General features: G+C 70.7%; 14 protein-coding genes. 7 read left to right on the top strand and 7 right to left on the bottom strand.

The features are described 5' to 3' along the window. Positions 1 to 59: 59 nt before the first annotated feature. Positions 60 to 653: an NYN domain-containing protein gene (locus ACFWE2_RS19530; protein WP_377225874.1), complete on the bottom strand. Its 594-nt coding sequence runs from the start codon at positions 651 to 653 to the stop codon at positions 60 to 62. Positions 654 to 770: 117 nt separating this feature from the next. On the opposite strand from ACFWE2_RS19530, the gene ACFWE2_RS19525 reads away from it, so the two are divergent. From ACFWE2_RS19525 to ACFWE2_RS19510, 4 genes are all read left to right on the top strand, one after another. After that, entirely contained in the window at positions 771 to 1,496 is a 726-nt protein-coding gene (locus ACFWE2_RS19525; RefSeq protein WP_119141913.1) for a response regulator transcription factor, read from the top strand. Further along, on the top strand, positions 1,489 to 2,952 hold the full coding sequence (locus tag ACFWE2_RS19520) for a sensor histidine kinase (RefSeq protein WP_377225873.1): 1,464 nt from the start codon (positions 1,489 to 1,491) through the stop codon (positions 2,950 to 2,952). Before ACFWE2_RS19525 ends, ACFWE2_RS19520 begins: the two co-directional genes overlap by 8 nt. Before the next feature lie 163 nt (positions 2,953 to 3,115). Then, complete coding sequence (locus tag ACFWE2_RS19515) at positions 3,116 to 3,820, top strand: hypothetical protein (protein ID WP_377225872.1); 705 nt, start codon at positions 3,116 to 3,118, stop codon at positions 3,818 to 3,820. 162 nt (positions 3,821 to 3,982) lie between these two features. Beyond that, positions 3,983 to 4,267: a WXG100 family type VII secretion target gene (locus ACFWE2_RS19510; protein WP_377225871.1), complete on the top strand. Its 285-nt coding sequence runs from the start codon at positions 3,983 to 3,985 to the stop codon at positions 4,265 to 4,267. Positions 4,268 to 4,391: 124 nt separating this feature from the next. On the opposite strand, the gene groL is transcribed toward ACFWE2_RS19510, so the two are convergent. From groL to ACFWE2_RS19480, 6 genes are all read right to left on the bottom strand, one after another. After that, entirely contained in the window at positions 4,392 to 6,020 is a 1,629-nt protein-coding gene (gene groL, locus ACFWE2_RS19505) for a chaperonin GroEL (RefSeq protein ID WP_377225870.1), read from the bottom strand. Positions 6,021 to 6,216: 196 nt separating this feature from the next. After that, a complete protein-coding gene (locus tag ACFWE2_RS19500; protein WP_377225869.1) occupies positions 6,217 to 7,734 on the bottom strand; it encodes a phytoene desaturase family protein in 1,518 nt (505 codons plus the stop codon). A 265-nt stretch (positions 7,735 to 7,999) separates the two neighbouring features. After that, positions 8,000 to 8,203 (bottom strand): cold-shock protein, encoded by a 204-nt coding sequence (locus ACFWE2_RS19495; protein WP_108493306.1) that lies wholly within the window; start codon positions 8,201 to 8,203, stop codon positions 8,000 to 8,002. Positions 8,204 to 8,493: 290 nt separating this feature from the next. After that, the gene (locus ACFWE2_RS19490) at positions 8,494 to 9,129 is read right to left on the bottom strand and encodes a hypothetical protein (protein WP_377225868.1); all 636 of its coding nucleotides are present in this window, start codon (positions 9,127 to 9,129) and stop codon (positions 8,494 to 8,496) included. Between the two features lie 42 nt (positions 9,130 to 9,171). Next, complete coding sequence (locus tag ACFWE2_RS19485; protein ID WP_377225876.1) at positions 9,172 to 9,480, bottom strand: DUF3263 domain-containing protein; 309 nt, start codon at positions 9,478 to 9,480, stop codon at positions 9,172 to 9,174. Between the two features lie 117 nt (positions 9,481 to 9,597). Then, complete coding sequence (locus ACFWE2_RS19480) at positions 9,598 to 10,260, bottom strand: uracil-DNA glycosylase (RefSeq protein ID WP_377225875.1); 663 nt, start codon at positions 10,258 to 10,260, stop codon at positions 9,598 to 9,600. Positions 10,261 to 10,414: 154 nt separating this feature from the next. Here ACFWE2_RS19480 and ACFWE2_RS19475 point away from each other — a divergent pair, with 154 nt between their 5' ends. The 3 genes from ACFWE2_RS19475 to ACFWE2_RS19465 all read left to right on the top strand — a co-directional run bounded on the left by ACFWE2_RS19475 (position 10,415) and on the right by ACFWE2_RS19465 (position 13,499). Continuing rightward, positions 10,415 to 11,269: an SGNH/GDSL hydrolase family protein gene (locus ACFWE2_RS19475; protein WP_377225867.1), complete on the top strand. Its 855-nt coding sequence runs from the start codon at positions 10,415 to 10,417 to the stop codon at positions 11,267 to 11,269. Between the two features lie 133 nt (positions 11,270 to 11,402). Further along, positions 11,403 to 12,935, top strand: a complete 1,533-nt coding sequence (locus ACFWE2_RS19470) for an MFS transporter (RefSeq protein WP_377225866.1) — start codon at positions 11,403 to 11,405, stop codon at positions 12,933 to 12,935. Positions 12,936 to 12,962: 27 nt separating this feature from the next. Continuing rightward, positions 12,963 to 13,499 carry a TetR/AcrR family transcriptional regulator gene (locus tag ACFWE2_RS19465; protein WP_377225865.1) on the top strand — a complete coding sequence of 179 codons (537 nt, stop codon included), beginning with the start codon at positions 12,963 to 12,965 and terminating at the stop codon, positions 13,497 to 13,499. Positions 13,500 to 13,623: the final 124 nt, after the last annotated feature.

Here is a 13,623-nt window from a genome sequence, read left to right as displayed (position 1 = left end):
CTTCCAGCGCGCCTGGAGGGGCGAATATCCAGCACTCAACGAGTCGGACGGGCGGCCCGCTACAGGTAGCGGAGCGGGTCGAACTCCTCGATCGGGATGATGCGGACGCGCGGCAGCATGGTCGTGAAGGCGTCGGCGTCGCCCTCCAGGTCGTACATGACCAGTCCGCGCTGCTCCAGGTCCGTGAACCGGGCGTTGACGAACTCGCGGAAGCCCAGCAGGCCGACACGGCGGTCGTCGTCGGCCAGCAGCGCCTCGATCTGCGGCAGGAAGTCGCCGTCGTGGCTCGCGAGGAGCACGTCGCCCGGGCGGTCCATGAGCGCGTCGAGCGTGCGCTGGATACCGACGTCGACCACCTTCTCCGAACCCTGCGCCGCGAGCGGGATGGGCTTGTAGCCCATCGCGAGCAGCGCCTGCACGAACGGCATGGGCATCTGGCCGGACGTCGCGTTCAGGAAGAAGAGCGGCACGACCTCCTGCGACCACACCTTCTCCGCGAAGGCGGAGATGCGGTCCCAGCGGGGACGCTCCTCGGGTGCGGGACGGCGGTTCAGCACGTTCATGCCGAGCGTGGCGTCGATGTTCTCACCGTCGACGATGAGGTACGTGCGCCGGGGCGTCTGCCCAGGAACCTGTGGGAACGGTGCTGACATGCCCCCCAGCCTAGCCGCGTGGCAGGTGACGGACCGGACAGCCGATCCGTTCGGACGCCGGGCGATTTCCCGGGCGAATCTCAGGCAGTCCTCAGGAACCGGTCGCACACTGGAAGCATGGCTACTCCTGAAGCGCGTCTCGTCGTGGTCGACGACGAACCGAACATTCGCGAGCTCCTGTCCACCTCCCTGCGCTTCGCGGGCTTCGAGGTGCACGCGGCGGCGGACGGCAACGGCGCACTTCAGCTCGTCCGCGACGTCGAGCCCGACCTCGTGGTGCTCGACGTCATGCTCCCCGACATGGACGGCTTCACCGTGACCCGCCGGATGCGGGCGACCGGCAGGCACACCCCGGTCGTGTTCCTGACCGCGAAGGACGACACGCAGGACAAGGTCCAGGGCCTCACCGTCGGCGGCGACGACTACGTGACCAAGCCCTTCAGCCTCGAAGAGGTGGTGGCCCGGATCCGCGCCGTGCTGCGCCGCACCGGCGTGCCCACCCCTGAGGAGGAAGCGGTGCTGCACGTCGGAGACCTGGAGATGGACGAGGACTCGCACGAGGTACGCCGCGCGGGCGTCGAGGTGGACCTGTCCCCCACCGAGTTCAAGCTGCTGCGCTATCTCATGCTCAACTCCGGCCGCGTGCTGTCCAAGGCGCAGATCCTGGACCACGTGTGGCAGTACGACTGGGGCGGCGACGCCAACATCGTCGAGTCCTACATCTCCTACCTGCGGCGCAAGATCGACACCCTGGAGGTCGACGGCGAGACGCTGCCGCCCTTGATCCACACGAAGCGCGGAGTGGGGTACCTGCTCCGCGCCCCGCAGCCCGCCCGTGCTTGAGCGCATCAAGGAGCGCCTCTCCGGCATCCCGTTGCGTGCCCGGCTGGTCGCGATCATCTCGCTGCTGCTCGCGGCGGGGCTGGGCATAGCGGCGGTCGCGACGACGACGGTCGTGTCGTACTTCCTCGTCCAGCAGGTCGACGGCGAGCTACGAGCCGCAGCCCTCAGCCTGACCAGCGACGTCCCGCAGGGCCCCACGCAAGGCCTGCCCAGCAACTACTACGTCCAGATCACCCGCGAGAGCGGCAAGATCGAGGCGTACGCCACCGAGGCGGTAACACGCTTCGGCAAGCCCGACCTGCCGACCACCACGTTCGCCGAGGCCTCGGACGCCGCCGTCAAGGCGTACACCGTGCCCGCCGTGACGGACAGCGCGGGAAGCGAGAGCTGGCGTGCGATCACCATCGCCGCGACGGTGCGAGCGACCGGCGAGCCGGTAGTCATCAAGGTGGCGCTACCGATGGTCGGCATGGACAAGACGATCTCGATCCTGACCCGCACCCTCATCCTTTCCGGCCTGGGCATCGTGCTGCTGGGTGGGCTCACCGCCTGGGTGCTCGTCGAGCGGTCGCTCCGGTCGCTCCGGTCCGTCGAGCACACGGCAGCCCAGATCGCGGCGGGCGACCTCTCACAACGCGTCCCCGAGGCCCCGGCCGGCACGGAGATGGGCTCCCTCGCGGTGTCGCTCAACGCGATGCTGACGCAGATCGAGCGCGCCTTCGCCGCCCAGGAGGCCTCCGAGGTGCGCATGCGCCAGTTCGTCTCGGACGCGTCCCACGAGCTGCGTACACCGGTCGCCACGATCCGCGGGTACGGCGAGCTGTACCGGATGGGCGCCCTGGACAGCACGGAGAAGGTCGACGACACGATGCTCCGCATCGAGGACGCCGCACGCCGCATGGGCACGCTGGTGAACGACCTGCTGGTCCTCGCCCGGCTCGACGAGGGCCGCCCGATCGCCCGGGCCGACGTCGACCTGGTCGCCATCGCGCGCGACTCCGTCCAGGACCTGCACGCCCTGGACCCGACGCGAGAGGTGTCCCTGGTACCGCTCGACGCGGCCGCGGCACCGGACGACCCCGCAGGCCAGGTACCCGACACCCTGGTCGTGGAGGGCGACGGCGACCGTCTGCGACAGGTGGTCACCAACCTCATCGGCAACGTCGCGCGGCACACACCCGCCGGTACGCCGGCGGAGATCGCGCTCGGCGCGCGGAAGGACGACGGCGTGGCGGTGCTCGAGGTGCGCGACCACGGCCCCGGCCTCAGCGAGGAGCAGGGCCGCAGGATCTTCGAGCGGTTCTACCGCGCGGACTCGTCCCGCACCCGCGAGTCCGGCGGCTCGGGACTGGGGATGGCGATCGTCGCGGCGATCGTGGGCACGCACGGTGGGCACGTCGACGTGACGCCGACCGACGGCGGCGGCCTGACCGTCCAGGTCACCCTGCCGCTCTGAGGCACGACAGCGCTGAGTCGCGGCTGCGCTGAGCACAACAGCCTGAGCCGGCAGGATGTGTCGGAGTCGTGACCAGCATCCAAGACGGTGGTAGTCGCCGCTGACCCATTCGGTAATAGGCTGGCGGTGCAGTGACCGACATCGACCGTTAGGCAGAATTCACATGGGCGTGCTGACGTCTGACGCGCCGCAGTGGTTGCTCACGTCCTTCGTCCGCAGTGCGCTGGGCGCGGGAGCCACGGCGGGGACCGAAGCGATCGAGGAGGTCGGTCAGGCTCTCCTCGGACGCTGGGCCGACGAGCACAGGCACTTCCACAACCTGCGCCACCTCGCCGCCGTCCTGCACCGGGTGGACCAGCTCGCGGAGGAGACGCACGAGCCCGACCTGGTGCGTCTCGCCGCCTGGTACCACGGTGCGGTGTTCAGCTCCGAGAAGAAGGTGGCGGAGGCCTCGCAGGGCGGCGAGCAGTCGACCGCCTCCGCGCTCCTCGCCCACGACGAGCTGACCGGGCTCGGGGTGCCCGCACGCGCCGCCGACCGCGTGGCCGCGCTGGTCAACGCAATCGTCCGGCATGCGCCGAACCCCACGGACTTCGACGCCGCGGTGCTGAACGACGCCGACCTCGCGATGCTCGCCGCCGAACCCCAACGCTACAAGGAGTACAAGGCGGCGGTGCGTGCGGAGTACGCGCACATCCCGATCGAGGACTACCTCAGGGCGCGGATCCGGGTCATCGAGCGGCTGCTCGCCCGTAAATCGCTGTTCCTGAGCCCCATGGGCGCGGCGTGGGAGGAGCCCGCGCGGCAGAACCTCGACATGGAGCTGCACCGGCTGCGCAAGGAGCAGTCCAAGCTAGACGCCGTCTGAGCCGGACCCTCCCCACGGCCGCGCAGCGGTCGGAGTACGACCACACCTCCGGTCGGGGCGTGTCTGTGCACAGCGGGCCCGGGACACGCCCCGCCGTCGGGCCGCGCGTACCTACCGTCGGATGGACGACGCCGGACGGGCCGGCGCGCGGGAGGGATGACCATGCGGTTCGAGGTCGACAGCGATCAGGTGGAACAGGCGGGCGCGGCAGTGGCGGGCTCGGTGGCGGCCGTGCGGACGGAGGTGGGGGCGCTGATGCGCAATCTCGACGCCCTGCAGGCGACCTGGCAGGGTCCGGCGGCGGCCGCGTTCGGCGGCACCGTCGCGCAGTGGCGCGGCGCGCAGGCACAGGTGGAGGGTGCCCTGGACGCGATCCAGACGGCTCTGGCGGCCGCGGCCCGCACCTATGCGGAGGCGGAGGCGGCGGCAGTTCGCATGTTCTCCTGACACGTCCTCAGGGCAGTCCTCACCGACAAACGGCCGACGCCGGCCGGTCGCCCTCCGTAGGGAGGGTGACCGGCCGGCGTCGGACACGGTGCCCGGGCCGAGGCCCGGGCGGGTCAGCCGGGACTCAGAAGTCCATGCCGCCCATGCCACCCGACGGGTCGCCGGCCGGGGCCGCGGCGGGCTCCGGCTTGTCGGCGACGACGGCCTCGGTGGTGAGGAACAGCGCGGCGATCGACGCGGCGTTCTGCAGGGCGGAACGGGTCACCTTGACCGGGTCGTTCACGCCGGCGGCGAGCAGGTCCTCGTACACGCCGGACGCGGCGTTCAGGCCCTGACCGGACGGGAGGTTGCGCACCTTCTCCGCCACGACGCCGCCCTCGAGGCCCGCGTTGATGGCGATCTGCTTGAGCGGGGCGTCGATCGCGGCACGCACGATCGAGGCGCCGATCGCCTCGTCACCGTCGAGCTCGAGCTTCGGGAACGCCACGGCGCCGGCCTGGATGAGGGCCACGCCACCACCGGCGACGATGCCCTCCTCGACGGCAGCCTTCGCGTTGCGGACGGCGTCCTCGATGCGGTGCTTGCGCTCCTTGAGCTCGACCTCGGTGGCCGCGCCGGCCTTGATGACGGCGACGCCACCGGCCAGCTTGGCGAGACGCTCCTGGAGCTTCTCGCGGTCGTAGTCCGAGTCGGACTTGTCGATCTCGCTGCGGATCTGGTTCACGCGACCGGCGATGAGGTCGGCCTCGCCGGCACCCTCGACGATCGTGGTCTCGTCCTTGGTGACGACGACCTTGCGCGCCTGGCCGAGCTCCTCGAGCGTCGCGTTCTCCAGCTTGAGGCCCACCGTCTCGGTGATGACCTGGCCGCCGGTGAGGATCGCGATGTCCTGCAGCATGGCCTTGCGGCGGTCACCGAAGCCCGGGGCCTTGACGGCGACGGACTTGAAGGTGCCACGGATCTTGTTCAGCACCAGGGTCGCCAGGGCCTCGCCCTCGACGTCCTCGGCGATGATGAGGAGCGACTTGCCCGACTTCATGACCTGGTCGAGCAGCGGCAGCATGTCCTTGACGTTCGAGATCTTCGACTCGACGATCAGGACGTACGGGTCCTCGAGCACGGCCTCCTGGCGCTCGGGGTCCGTCTCGAAGTAGCGCGCGAGGAAGCCCTTGTCGAAGCGCATACCCTCGGTGAGCTCGAGCTCGAGGCCGAAGGTGTTCGACTCCTCGACGGTGATGACGCCTTCCTTGCCCACCTTGTCGAGGGCCTCGGCGATGAGCTCGCCGATCGCCGGGTCACCGGCCGAGATCGCGGCCGTGGCAGCGATCTCTTCCTTGGTCTCGATGTCCTTGGCGGCGTTCAGGAGCTGCTCGGTGACGGCCTCGACGGCCTTCTCGATGCCGCGCTTGACGGCGATCGGGTTGGCACCGGCGGCAACGACGCGCAGGCCCTCCTTCACGAGCGCCTGGGCGAGCACGGTGGCGGTGGTGGTGCCATCGCCCGCGACGTCGTCCGTCTTCTTGGCGACCTCCTTGACGAGCTCCGCACCGATCCGCTCGTACGGGTCCTCGAGCTCGATCTCCTTGGCGATGGAGACACCGTCGTTCGTGATCGTGGGGGCGCCCCACTTCTTGTCGAGAACGACGTTGCGGCCCTTCGGGCCGAGCGTGACCTTCACGGTGTCGGCGAGCTGGTTGAGCCCGCGCTCCATGCTTCGACGAGCGACCTCGTCGAAAGCGATGATCTTGGCCATGGGGATGAATCCTCCGCTGGTGGCTTGTCCAGGCCGGCCGGTGCCCGCGACGGACGGCCTGCCGTCCCGGCGATCATGTCTCGCCGTGACCGGAGGCCTCACCATTCGACCATTGCTGTCACTCTCGGACGGAGAGTGCTAAGACATTATTGGCACTCGGACCATGAGAGTGCAAGACGCGTCCGGGTCGGGTGGGTCACGGACGGAGGTCCGGCAGCGAGCGGACGTCGAAGTCCCGCAGCAGCGACCTGCGGGCGGCGTGCCAGCCGCCCATCCCGTGCACGCCCGGCCCGGGCGGGGTCGAGGCGGAGCACAGGTACAGCCCCTCGGCGACCTGGTAGGGATCGGGCGCGAGCGTGGGGCGCGCGACCATCTGCCACATCGTGGCCGCTCCCGCGGAGATGTCGCCACCCGGGTAGTTCTGGTTGTGGAGCTCCATCTGCGCGGCGGGTATGCACCGCGAGCCGACGACGACGTCGCGGAAGCCGGGCGCGAACCGCTCGATCTGCCTGGTCACCGCCTCCGTGACGTCCAGAGGGGATCCCGCCGGCACGTGCGCGTACGTCCACAGGGGCCGCACGGGACCACGCGGCCGGCTCGGGTCGGCGACGCTCGGGTCGCTGACCAGGACCACGGGGTGGTCGGCATGCAGCCCGTGCGCCACGCTGTCCTCCGCGGCGACCAGCTCGGCCCGGGTCCCGCCGACATGCACCGTGGAGGCTCGCCCGACATCGGGCACCCGCCAGGGGACGGGACCGTCCAGGACGAAGTCGACCTTGGCCGCCGCGTTCCCGTACCGGAACCGCCGCAGGGCAGCACGACGCCCCGGCCGCACCCGGTCCCCGGCGATCCGGAGCAGGGTGCTTGGCGTGGTGTCGAAGAAGACCGCACGCGCGGGCGGCAGATCGGACCAGGACTCGACCCGGCGACCGGTCTCGACGGTTCCCCCGTGCGCCTCCAGGTCGCGGACCATCGCGTTCACTATCACCTGGGAGCCGCCGACCGGGATCGCCCAGCCGCCGTCGGCGTGCGCCAGGGCCGCGAGGAGCAGGGCCGTCCCCGCACCCCCGAACGATGGAAGCGGTGTGATGTTGTGTGCGGCGACGCCGGTGAGCAGCGCCTTGGCCTCGTCCGTGAGGAACCGGCGGTCCCAGCGGGGCCCACCCTGTTCGAGGAGAGCGGTGCCGAAACGCAGACCGGGCCGGACCATCGAGACGAGGGCTCGCACGGGCAGCGTGTGGCCGTCGAGACCGGGCACGCCCTCTGCCATGCCGTGCACCGTCCGCTTGTCGCCCAGGGCGAGCGCCGTGACCTGCCGCCAGCGGGCGGCGAGCGGGCCGAGGAGGCCGCTCCAGGCATCGCCGTCAGGCCCGAGCCGGTCGGCCGTCCGAGCCAGGTCGCGGAAGGCGATGCCCGCGCGGTCACCGTCCAGCGGGTGTGCGTAGGCGACGTCAGGTGCGACGAGCTCGACGCCGCGGGCGGAGAGATCGAAGGACCGGAAGAAGGGCGACGCCCAGGCCATGGGGTGCACGGCTGAGCAGAGGTCGAACAGCATGCCGTCGGCGAGCTCGGGGATCGCGACGGTGCGGGCGCCACCGCCGATCGTCGGCTGGGCCTCGAGGACCCGTACTCCCAGCCCTGCGCGGGCGAGCGTCACCGCGGCGGCCAGGCCGTTGGGTCCTGAACCCACTACAACCGCGTCGAGCAGGGTCATTCCCCCATCGAATCACGGTATCGGGCCGGACGGCCGATGGCGGGGGACAGCCCTACCGGTCGAGGCTCGCCTGGCGGGGGACCAGGTGCCAGTACGAGCAGCCGCGGTACGGGCGGCTGCTCGGCGGCGTCGGGCATCATCGTCCGGCTGCGCGGCAACGACGGTCGTCGTCGACCGTCCAGATCGGACGCCGGGGTCTGGGTCCCGGCTGTCCTGGGGGGCGGCGGGCGACGGGCGGGCCCTTCCCGCCCGTCGTCCCATCGAATCAGAGCGGACGAACCTGCTCTGCCTGCGGGCCCTTCTGTCCCTGCCCCACCTCGAATTCCACTTCCTGCCCCTCGTCGAGGGACCGGTAGCCATCGGACTGGATCGCGCTGTAGTGAACAAAAAGGTCCTGGCCGCCGGCAGTCGGGGTGATGAAGCCATACCCCTTCTCGGCGTTGAACCACTTGACGGTGCCCTGGGCCATGCGTAGTTCTCCTTGTACCTCTGCACGGGACACTCGGTCGACCCGTGGTGGTTCGAGCCTAGTGGTCCGGCTCACACCAGGGAACCCTCTATGTCCCGTATGGGGTATTAAGCGGATGGCGAACGGGCAGGTCAGCGGCCTGAGGCACGCTCCGGGCAGGCAGATATCAATCTGGTGGTACGAGCCGGACGGAGAATCGGCCACACTCCGGCCCTGCCCGGGAGCCAACCAGTGGTTGACCGAATGCCGACGACAACGCTGCCATCGGCACGTTCACCCGGCCGGCGCCGTCAGCCCGCCGGTGCCGTGAACACGAAGACCCAGACGGCCTGGGGGGAACTCGTCACAGCGGCGTTCTCGACGACGTTGGCCTCCGGGATGCCCAGGATCGCGGCGGCCGCCTTGGCCTCCTTGTCACGCCCGCTGCCGTACCAGACGACGTTGGCTCCGGCCGAGGTGACAGCCGAGAGGTCGGCCTCCGGAGGCGTCGCGGTGAACTCCGAGCCACCGAGGCCGCCGGAAACGAGGCTCTCACTGGTCGTCTGCGCGAGGCCCTGGACGTTCCCGAGGTTGAACACCATGTACTTCGCAGCCGGGTCGGCGGCCGCGACCAGGTCAGCCACGCTCGTCTCGGGCGTCTCGGGAGACGCCGACGGGCTCGGCGAAGCGCTCGGCTCCGGGGCCGAACCGGATGCCGAGGACGAGGCCGAGGGCGACGGGCTACCCTGCGCCTCTGCAGGGTCGTCACCTCCGGACAGCAGCGTGATGCCGCCCCACGCCACGGCGGCGCACACTACAGCGACCAGCAGGAACGGCCAGGCCGAGCTCCAACCGCTGCGCGGTGCACGGTGCACACCCACAGGTGCGCCCCCGGGGACAGCGACGTCGAACTCGTCGGGCGGGTAGGGGTAGCCACTCTTCGTCACGGCAGAGAGAGTAGCGGGTCGTTGTGTCGGATCGGTGCCCGCTCAGTGGTTCTCATCGGCCAACCGTCGTGCAGAGCGTCCCCGCTGGCGGGTCGATCGGACCCTGCGCAGGCGTTTGACCAGCATCGGGTCGTACTCGAGGGCGGCTGGGGTATCGATCAGCGCGTTCAAAACCTGGTAGTAACGCGTGGCCGTCAGATCGAAGAGTTCCCGTGCCGCCTCCTCTTTGGCGCCCGCATACTTCCACCAGCGGCGCTCGAACGCGAGAATCTCCCGGTCGCGGTCGGAGAGCTTGTTGCCTGCGCCGTCGACCCGGTCGGCATCGGGGCTACCGACACCAGGAGCGAGCACCTCGCTCACCGGCTCACCGCGCAGCCGAAGGACGTGACTGTTCTTCACTCTTCCCCTTTCACAGTGTCAACACGCCGACCCGCCACCCGACGCCAGAACAGAGCTTCGTGGCCGTCCCTACGGAAGGCGCCAGTCGACCGGCTGCGCACCCTGCTGCTCGAGCAGCGCGTTGGCCCGCGAGAACGGCTTCGACCCGAAGAATCCGCTGCGCGCCGACAGCGGGGAGGGGTGCGCGCTCTCGACGATCGGCACGTCACCCAGCCACGGCTTCAGGTTGCGCGCCTTCGCGCCCCATAGGATCGCCACGAGCGGACCGCCCCGTGCCACGAGCGCACGGATCGCCGCCTCCGTGACCTCCTCCCAGCCCTTGCCCGCGTGCGAGTCGGAGGCGCCGGGCCTGCAGGTGAGGGTCCTGTTCAGCAGCATGACCCCCTGATCGGCCCACGGCCGCAGGTCGCCGTTCGACGGGAGCGGGGCGCCGAGGTCGTCCTGCAGCTCCTTGTAGATGTTCGCCAGCGAGCGCGGCACGGGCCGCACCTCTGGCTGCACCGAGAACGACAGCCCCATGGCATGGCCCGGCGTCGGATACGGGTCCTGGCCCACGATGAGCACGCGTACGTCCGCGAGCGGCCGCTTGAACGCAGCGAGGACGTTTTCTCCCGCTGGCACGTAGGTGCGCCCCTGGGCGACCTCCGCGCGCAGGAAATCGCCCATCGCGTGGATGCGCGGTTCGACGTCTGCCAGTGCCTCCGCCCAGTCCGGGGCGACTACCTGCGACAACGGGGGCGGGCCCGAGGCGGCGGCGGTGTCGACAGGGGGCGTCGGGTTCACGATGGTCTCCACGTGCAGGAGGTTACCGGCACCCTCTGACACTGCCAGTTTGTGCTGCCCGTCACACCCCCGGGCCAGCAAGTTTCCCGCCCAGGGCGGGAGAATGGGCGCTGTGAGCGCCACGACGACCCCAGAACCGGAAGGCCAGTCCCCCGACCTCCCCACCGCCGCACCCGTCCGCTGGGCGCGCTACATCGCCATGGGCGACTCCTTCTCGGAGGGCCTGTGGGACCCGTACCCCGACGCCCCGGACATCCAGCGCGGCTGGGCCGACAACCTCGCCGCGATCCTCTCGGCACGCCGGATTGCCGCGGGCGAGACGCCGCTCGAGTACGCGAACCTCGCGATCCGTGGCCGCAAGCTGCGCCCGATCATCGCCGAGCAGCTCGACGTCACCATCGGCGCCCAGCCCGACCTCGTGTCCCTGGTGGGCGGCGGTAACGACATCCTGCGCGCCTCGGCGGACATCGACGCGATCTCGAGCGCCCTCGAGGACGCCGTCGTCGCACTCCGGGCGACCGGTGCCGACGTCCTGATGGGTACGGGTTTCAAGGCTGGAGCGGCCCTGAGCTGGACCAACGGCCGCGTGGGCGCCTTCAACGCGAACGTCTGGTCCATCGCCCGCCGGACCGGCGCGCACGTCCTGGACCTGTGGGGCATGCGCGCGCTGGGCGACCTGCGCCTCTGGTCCGACGACCGTATCCACCTCACCCCGGAGGGGCACGAGCGGGTGGCGAACGCGGCGCTGGACGCGCTCGGCCTCGCGCCGGACGACGCCGCCTACGACGCCCCGCTCGACGCCGCCCCGCCGGCGGCCTTCCGCGAGACGGCGCGCGCCAACGCGGCGTGGATGCGCCAGCACGTCGGCCCGTGGGTCAGGCGTCGCCTGACGGGCACCTCCAGCGGTGACGGCCGCACCGCGAAGTGGCCGACGCCGCAACAGTGGCCGCGGGCGTAAACGCGCGTCCGGCCGTAGGATCGGCGGGTGAATCTCTGAGGCTCTCCGGTGTTCGCACCGGGGAGCCTCCGCCGTTCCGGACCCTCTCCGCTCGCCGAGTAACTTAACCTTCTAGATGGTAAAGTTACGACTCATGACGATGAGCCTTCCGGTCGACGCTCCCGCGTCGCTGCTCGGGCCCCGACGGCGCTGGACGCTGCTGGTGACGGTAGGCGCGGGCCTGCTGCTGATCACCCTGGACAACTCGATCCTGTACACGGCGCTGCCGACGCTCACCCGGGAGCTCGACGCGAGCTGGAGCGAGAGCCTCTGGATCATCAACGCGTACCCGCTGGTGATGACCGGCCTCCTGCTGGGCACCGGAACCCTCGGCGACCGGTTCGGCCACCGGCTCATGTTCCTGGCCGGCCTCGCCGTGTTCGGGCTCGCCTCCTTCCTCGCGGCCACGGCACCAACGCCCGAGGTCCTGATCGCCGCGCGCGGCCTGCTGGCCGTCGGCGCGGCGGCGATGATGCCTGCGACGCTCGCCCTGATCCGGGTGGCCTTCGTCAACGAGCGTGAGCGCAACATCGCGATCAGCGTGTGGGGCAGTCTCTCGGTGGTGGGCGGCGCGCTCGGACCGATCGTCGGCGGCGCGCTGCTCGAGCACTTCGCCTGGGGCTCGATCTTCCTGATCAACGTGCCGGTCGTCCTCGTCGCCCTGGTCCTCGGGGTCGCCGTCGCGCCGCAGGACGAACCGCACCCAGGCACGAAGTGGGACTTCGTCTCCTCCGTGCAGGCCCTGATCACGCTGATCGGCCTCGTGGTGCTGATCAAGGAGGTCGTCAAGATCGACCGCTCGGGAACCGTGCTGCTCAGCGCGGCGCTGGCGACGGTCGTCGGATGGTGGCTCTTCGTCCGCCGGCAGCGGCGTCTGCCGTTCCCGTTGCTGGACCTGTCGATCTTCCGCAACGCCGCGTTCGCCTCCGGTGTGCTGGCCGCGGCGTTCGCCATGTTCGCGATGGGCGGCCTGCAGCTGGCCACGACTCAGCGGTTCCAGCTCGTCGCGGGTTTCTCGCCCCTGGAGTCGGGACTGCTGGTGGCCGCCGTCGCGATCGGCTCCCTGCCGTCGTCGATCCTCGGTGGCGCCTTCCTGCACGTCGTCGGCCTCCGGTTGCTGATAGGCGGCGGCCTCGGCGTCGGCGCGCTCGGGGTGGGCTGGACCCTGGTCGCCGTCCCGCACGGGATGGGCTGGCTGCTCGGTGGCCTGCTCGTCACGGGCGTCGGGCTGGGCGCGGCGATGTCCGTCGCCTCGACGGCGATCATCGGCAACGTGCCCGCCCGGCGGGCAGGCATGGCCTCCTCGGTGGAAGAGGTCTCCTACGAGTTCGGCAGCCTCGCCGCGGTCGCGTTGCTCGGCTCGCTGCTGACCACCATCTACACCCTGACCGTCCGCCTGCCGGTCGGCGCCCCGGTCGAGGCGCGCCGATCCCTGACCGACGCCCTGGCCACGCCCGGCAGCGGGCCCGAGGTCCTCGACGCCGCGTTCCGCGCGTTCGGCAACAGCTACTCGACGGTCATGGTGGTCTGCGCGGGGGTGCTCACGGTCGGCGCGATCGTCACGACCACGCTGCTGCGCGCCTACGGGCCCGGGTCGGCGTCCTCCGCCTACGGCTCCGGCCACTGACCCACGACCGAGCACCCCGGAGACCCCGTGCGACCGAGCAACCGCGACCGCATCCTCGACGCCGCCGTCCGCGTCATCCAGCGCGAGGGCGTCACCGCCGTCACCTTCGACTCCGTGGCGGCCGAGGCAGAGCTGACGCGCGGCGGGATCATGTACCACTTCCCGTCCCGCGAGGGCCTGCTCGTCGCCATCCACCAGCACCTCGCCGACCGCTGGGAGGCGTCCCTCCTGGCCGAGGCCGGCCGGCCCGTCGACGAGCTCTCCGCCGACGAGCGGCTGTCCGCCTACATCCGCGTGAACGCCCGGTCCGCGACCCGCGCCGAGCTGCAGCTCATGCTGGAGTCGGCCACGCACCCCGAGTGGGCGGCACCGTGGAACGGCGTCCTGGAACGCTGGGCGCCCGTTCCCGCCGACGTCGGGGCCGACGCCGCGGCCATGGCCCGGCTGGTCACCAGGCTCGCCGCGGACGGCCTGTGGATGTTCGAGGCACTCGCCTACCGCGACCTGCCGGAGGCGCAGCGCCGCGCGGTGGCGGAACACCTGGTGCGGGTGGTCGCCGGCTGATCAGCGCCCGGCCGGGGTCACGCGAGTTCGGTCGCTTGCCGCTTCCCCTGACGTGAGATCGGTCCGTTGCCAATTAATACGGAGCTTTTAAGACAGAAATCATGTCAAAACAACCAAAAAGAGT

The organism is Promicromonospora sp. NPDC060271, from assembly GCF_042726755.1.
Taxonomy (GTDB): Bacteria; Actinomycetota; Actinomycetes; order Actinomycetales; family Cellulomonadaceae; genus Promicromonospora.
Note: the sequence above shows the minus strand (reverse complement) of the source record. Positions and strands in the feature narration are given on the sequence as shown.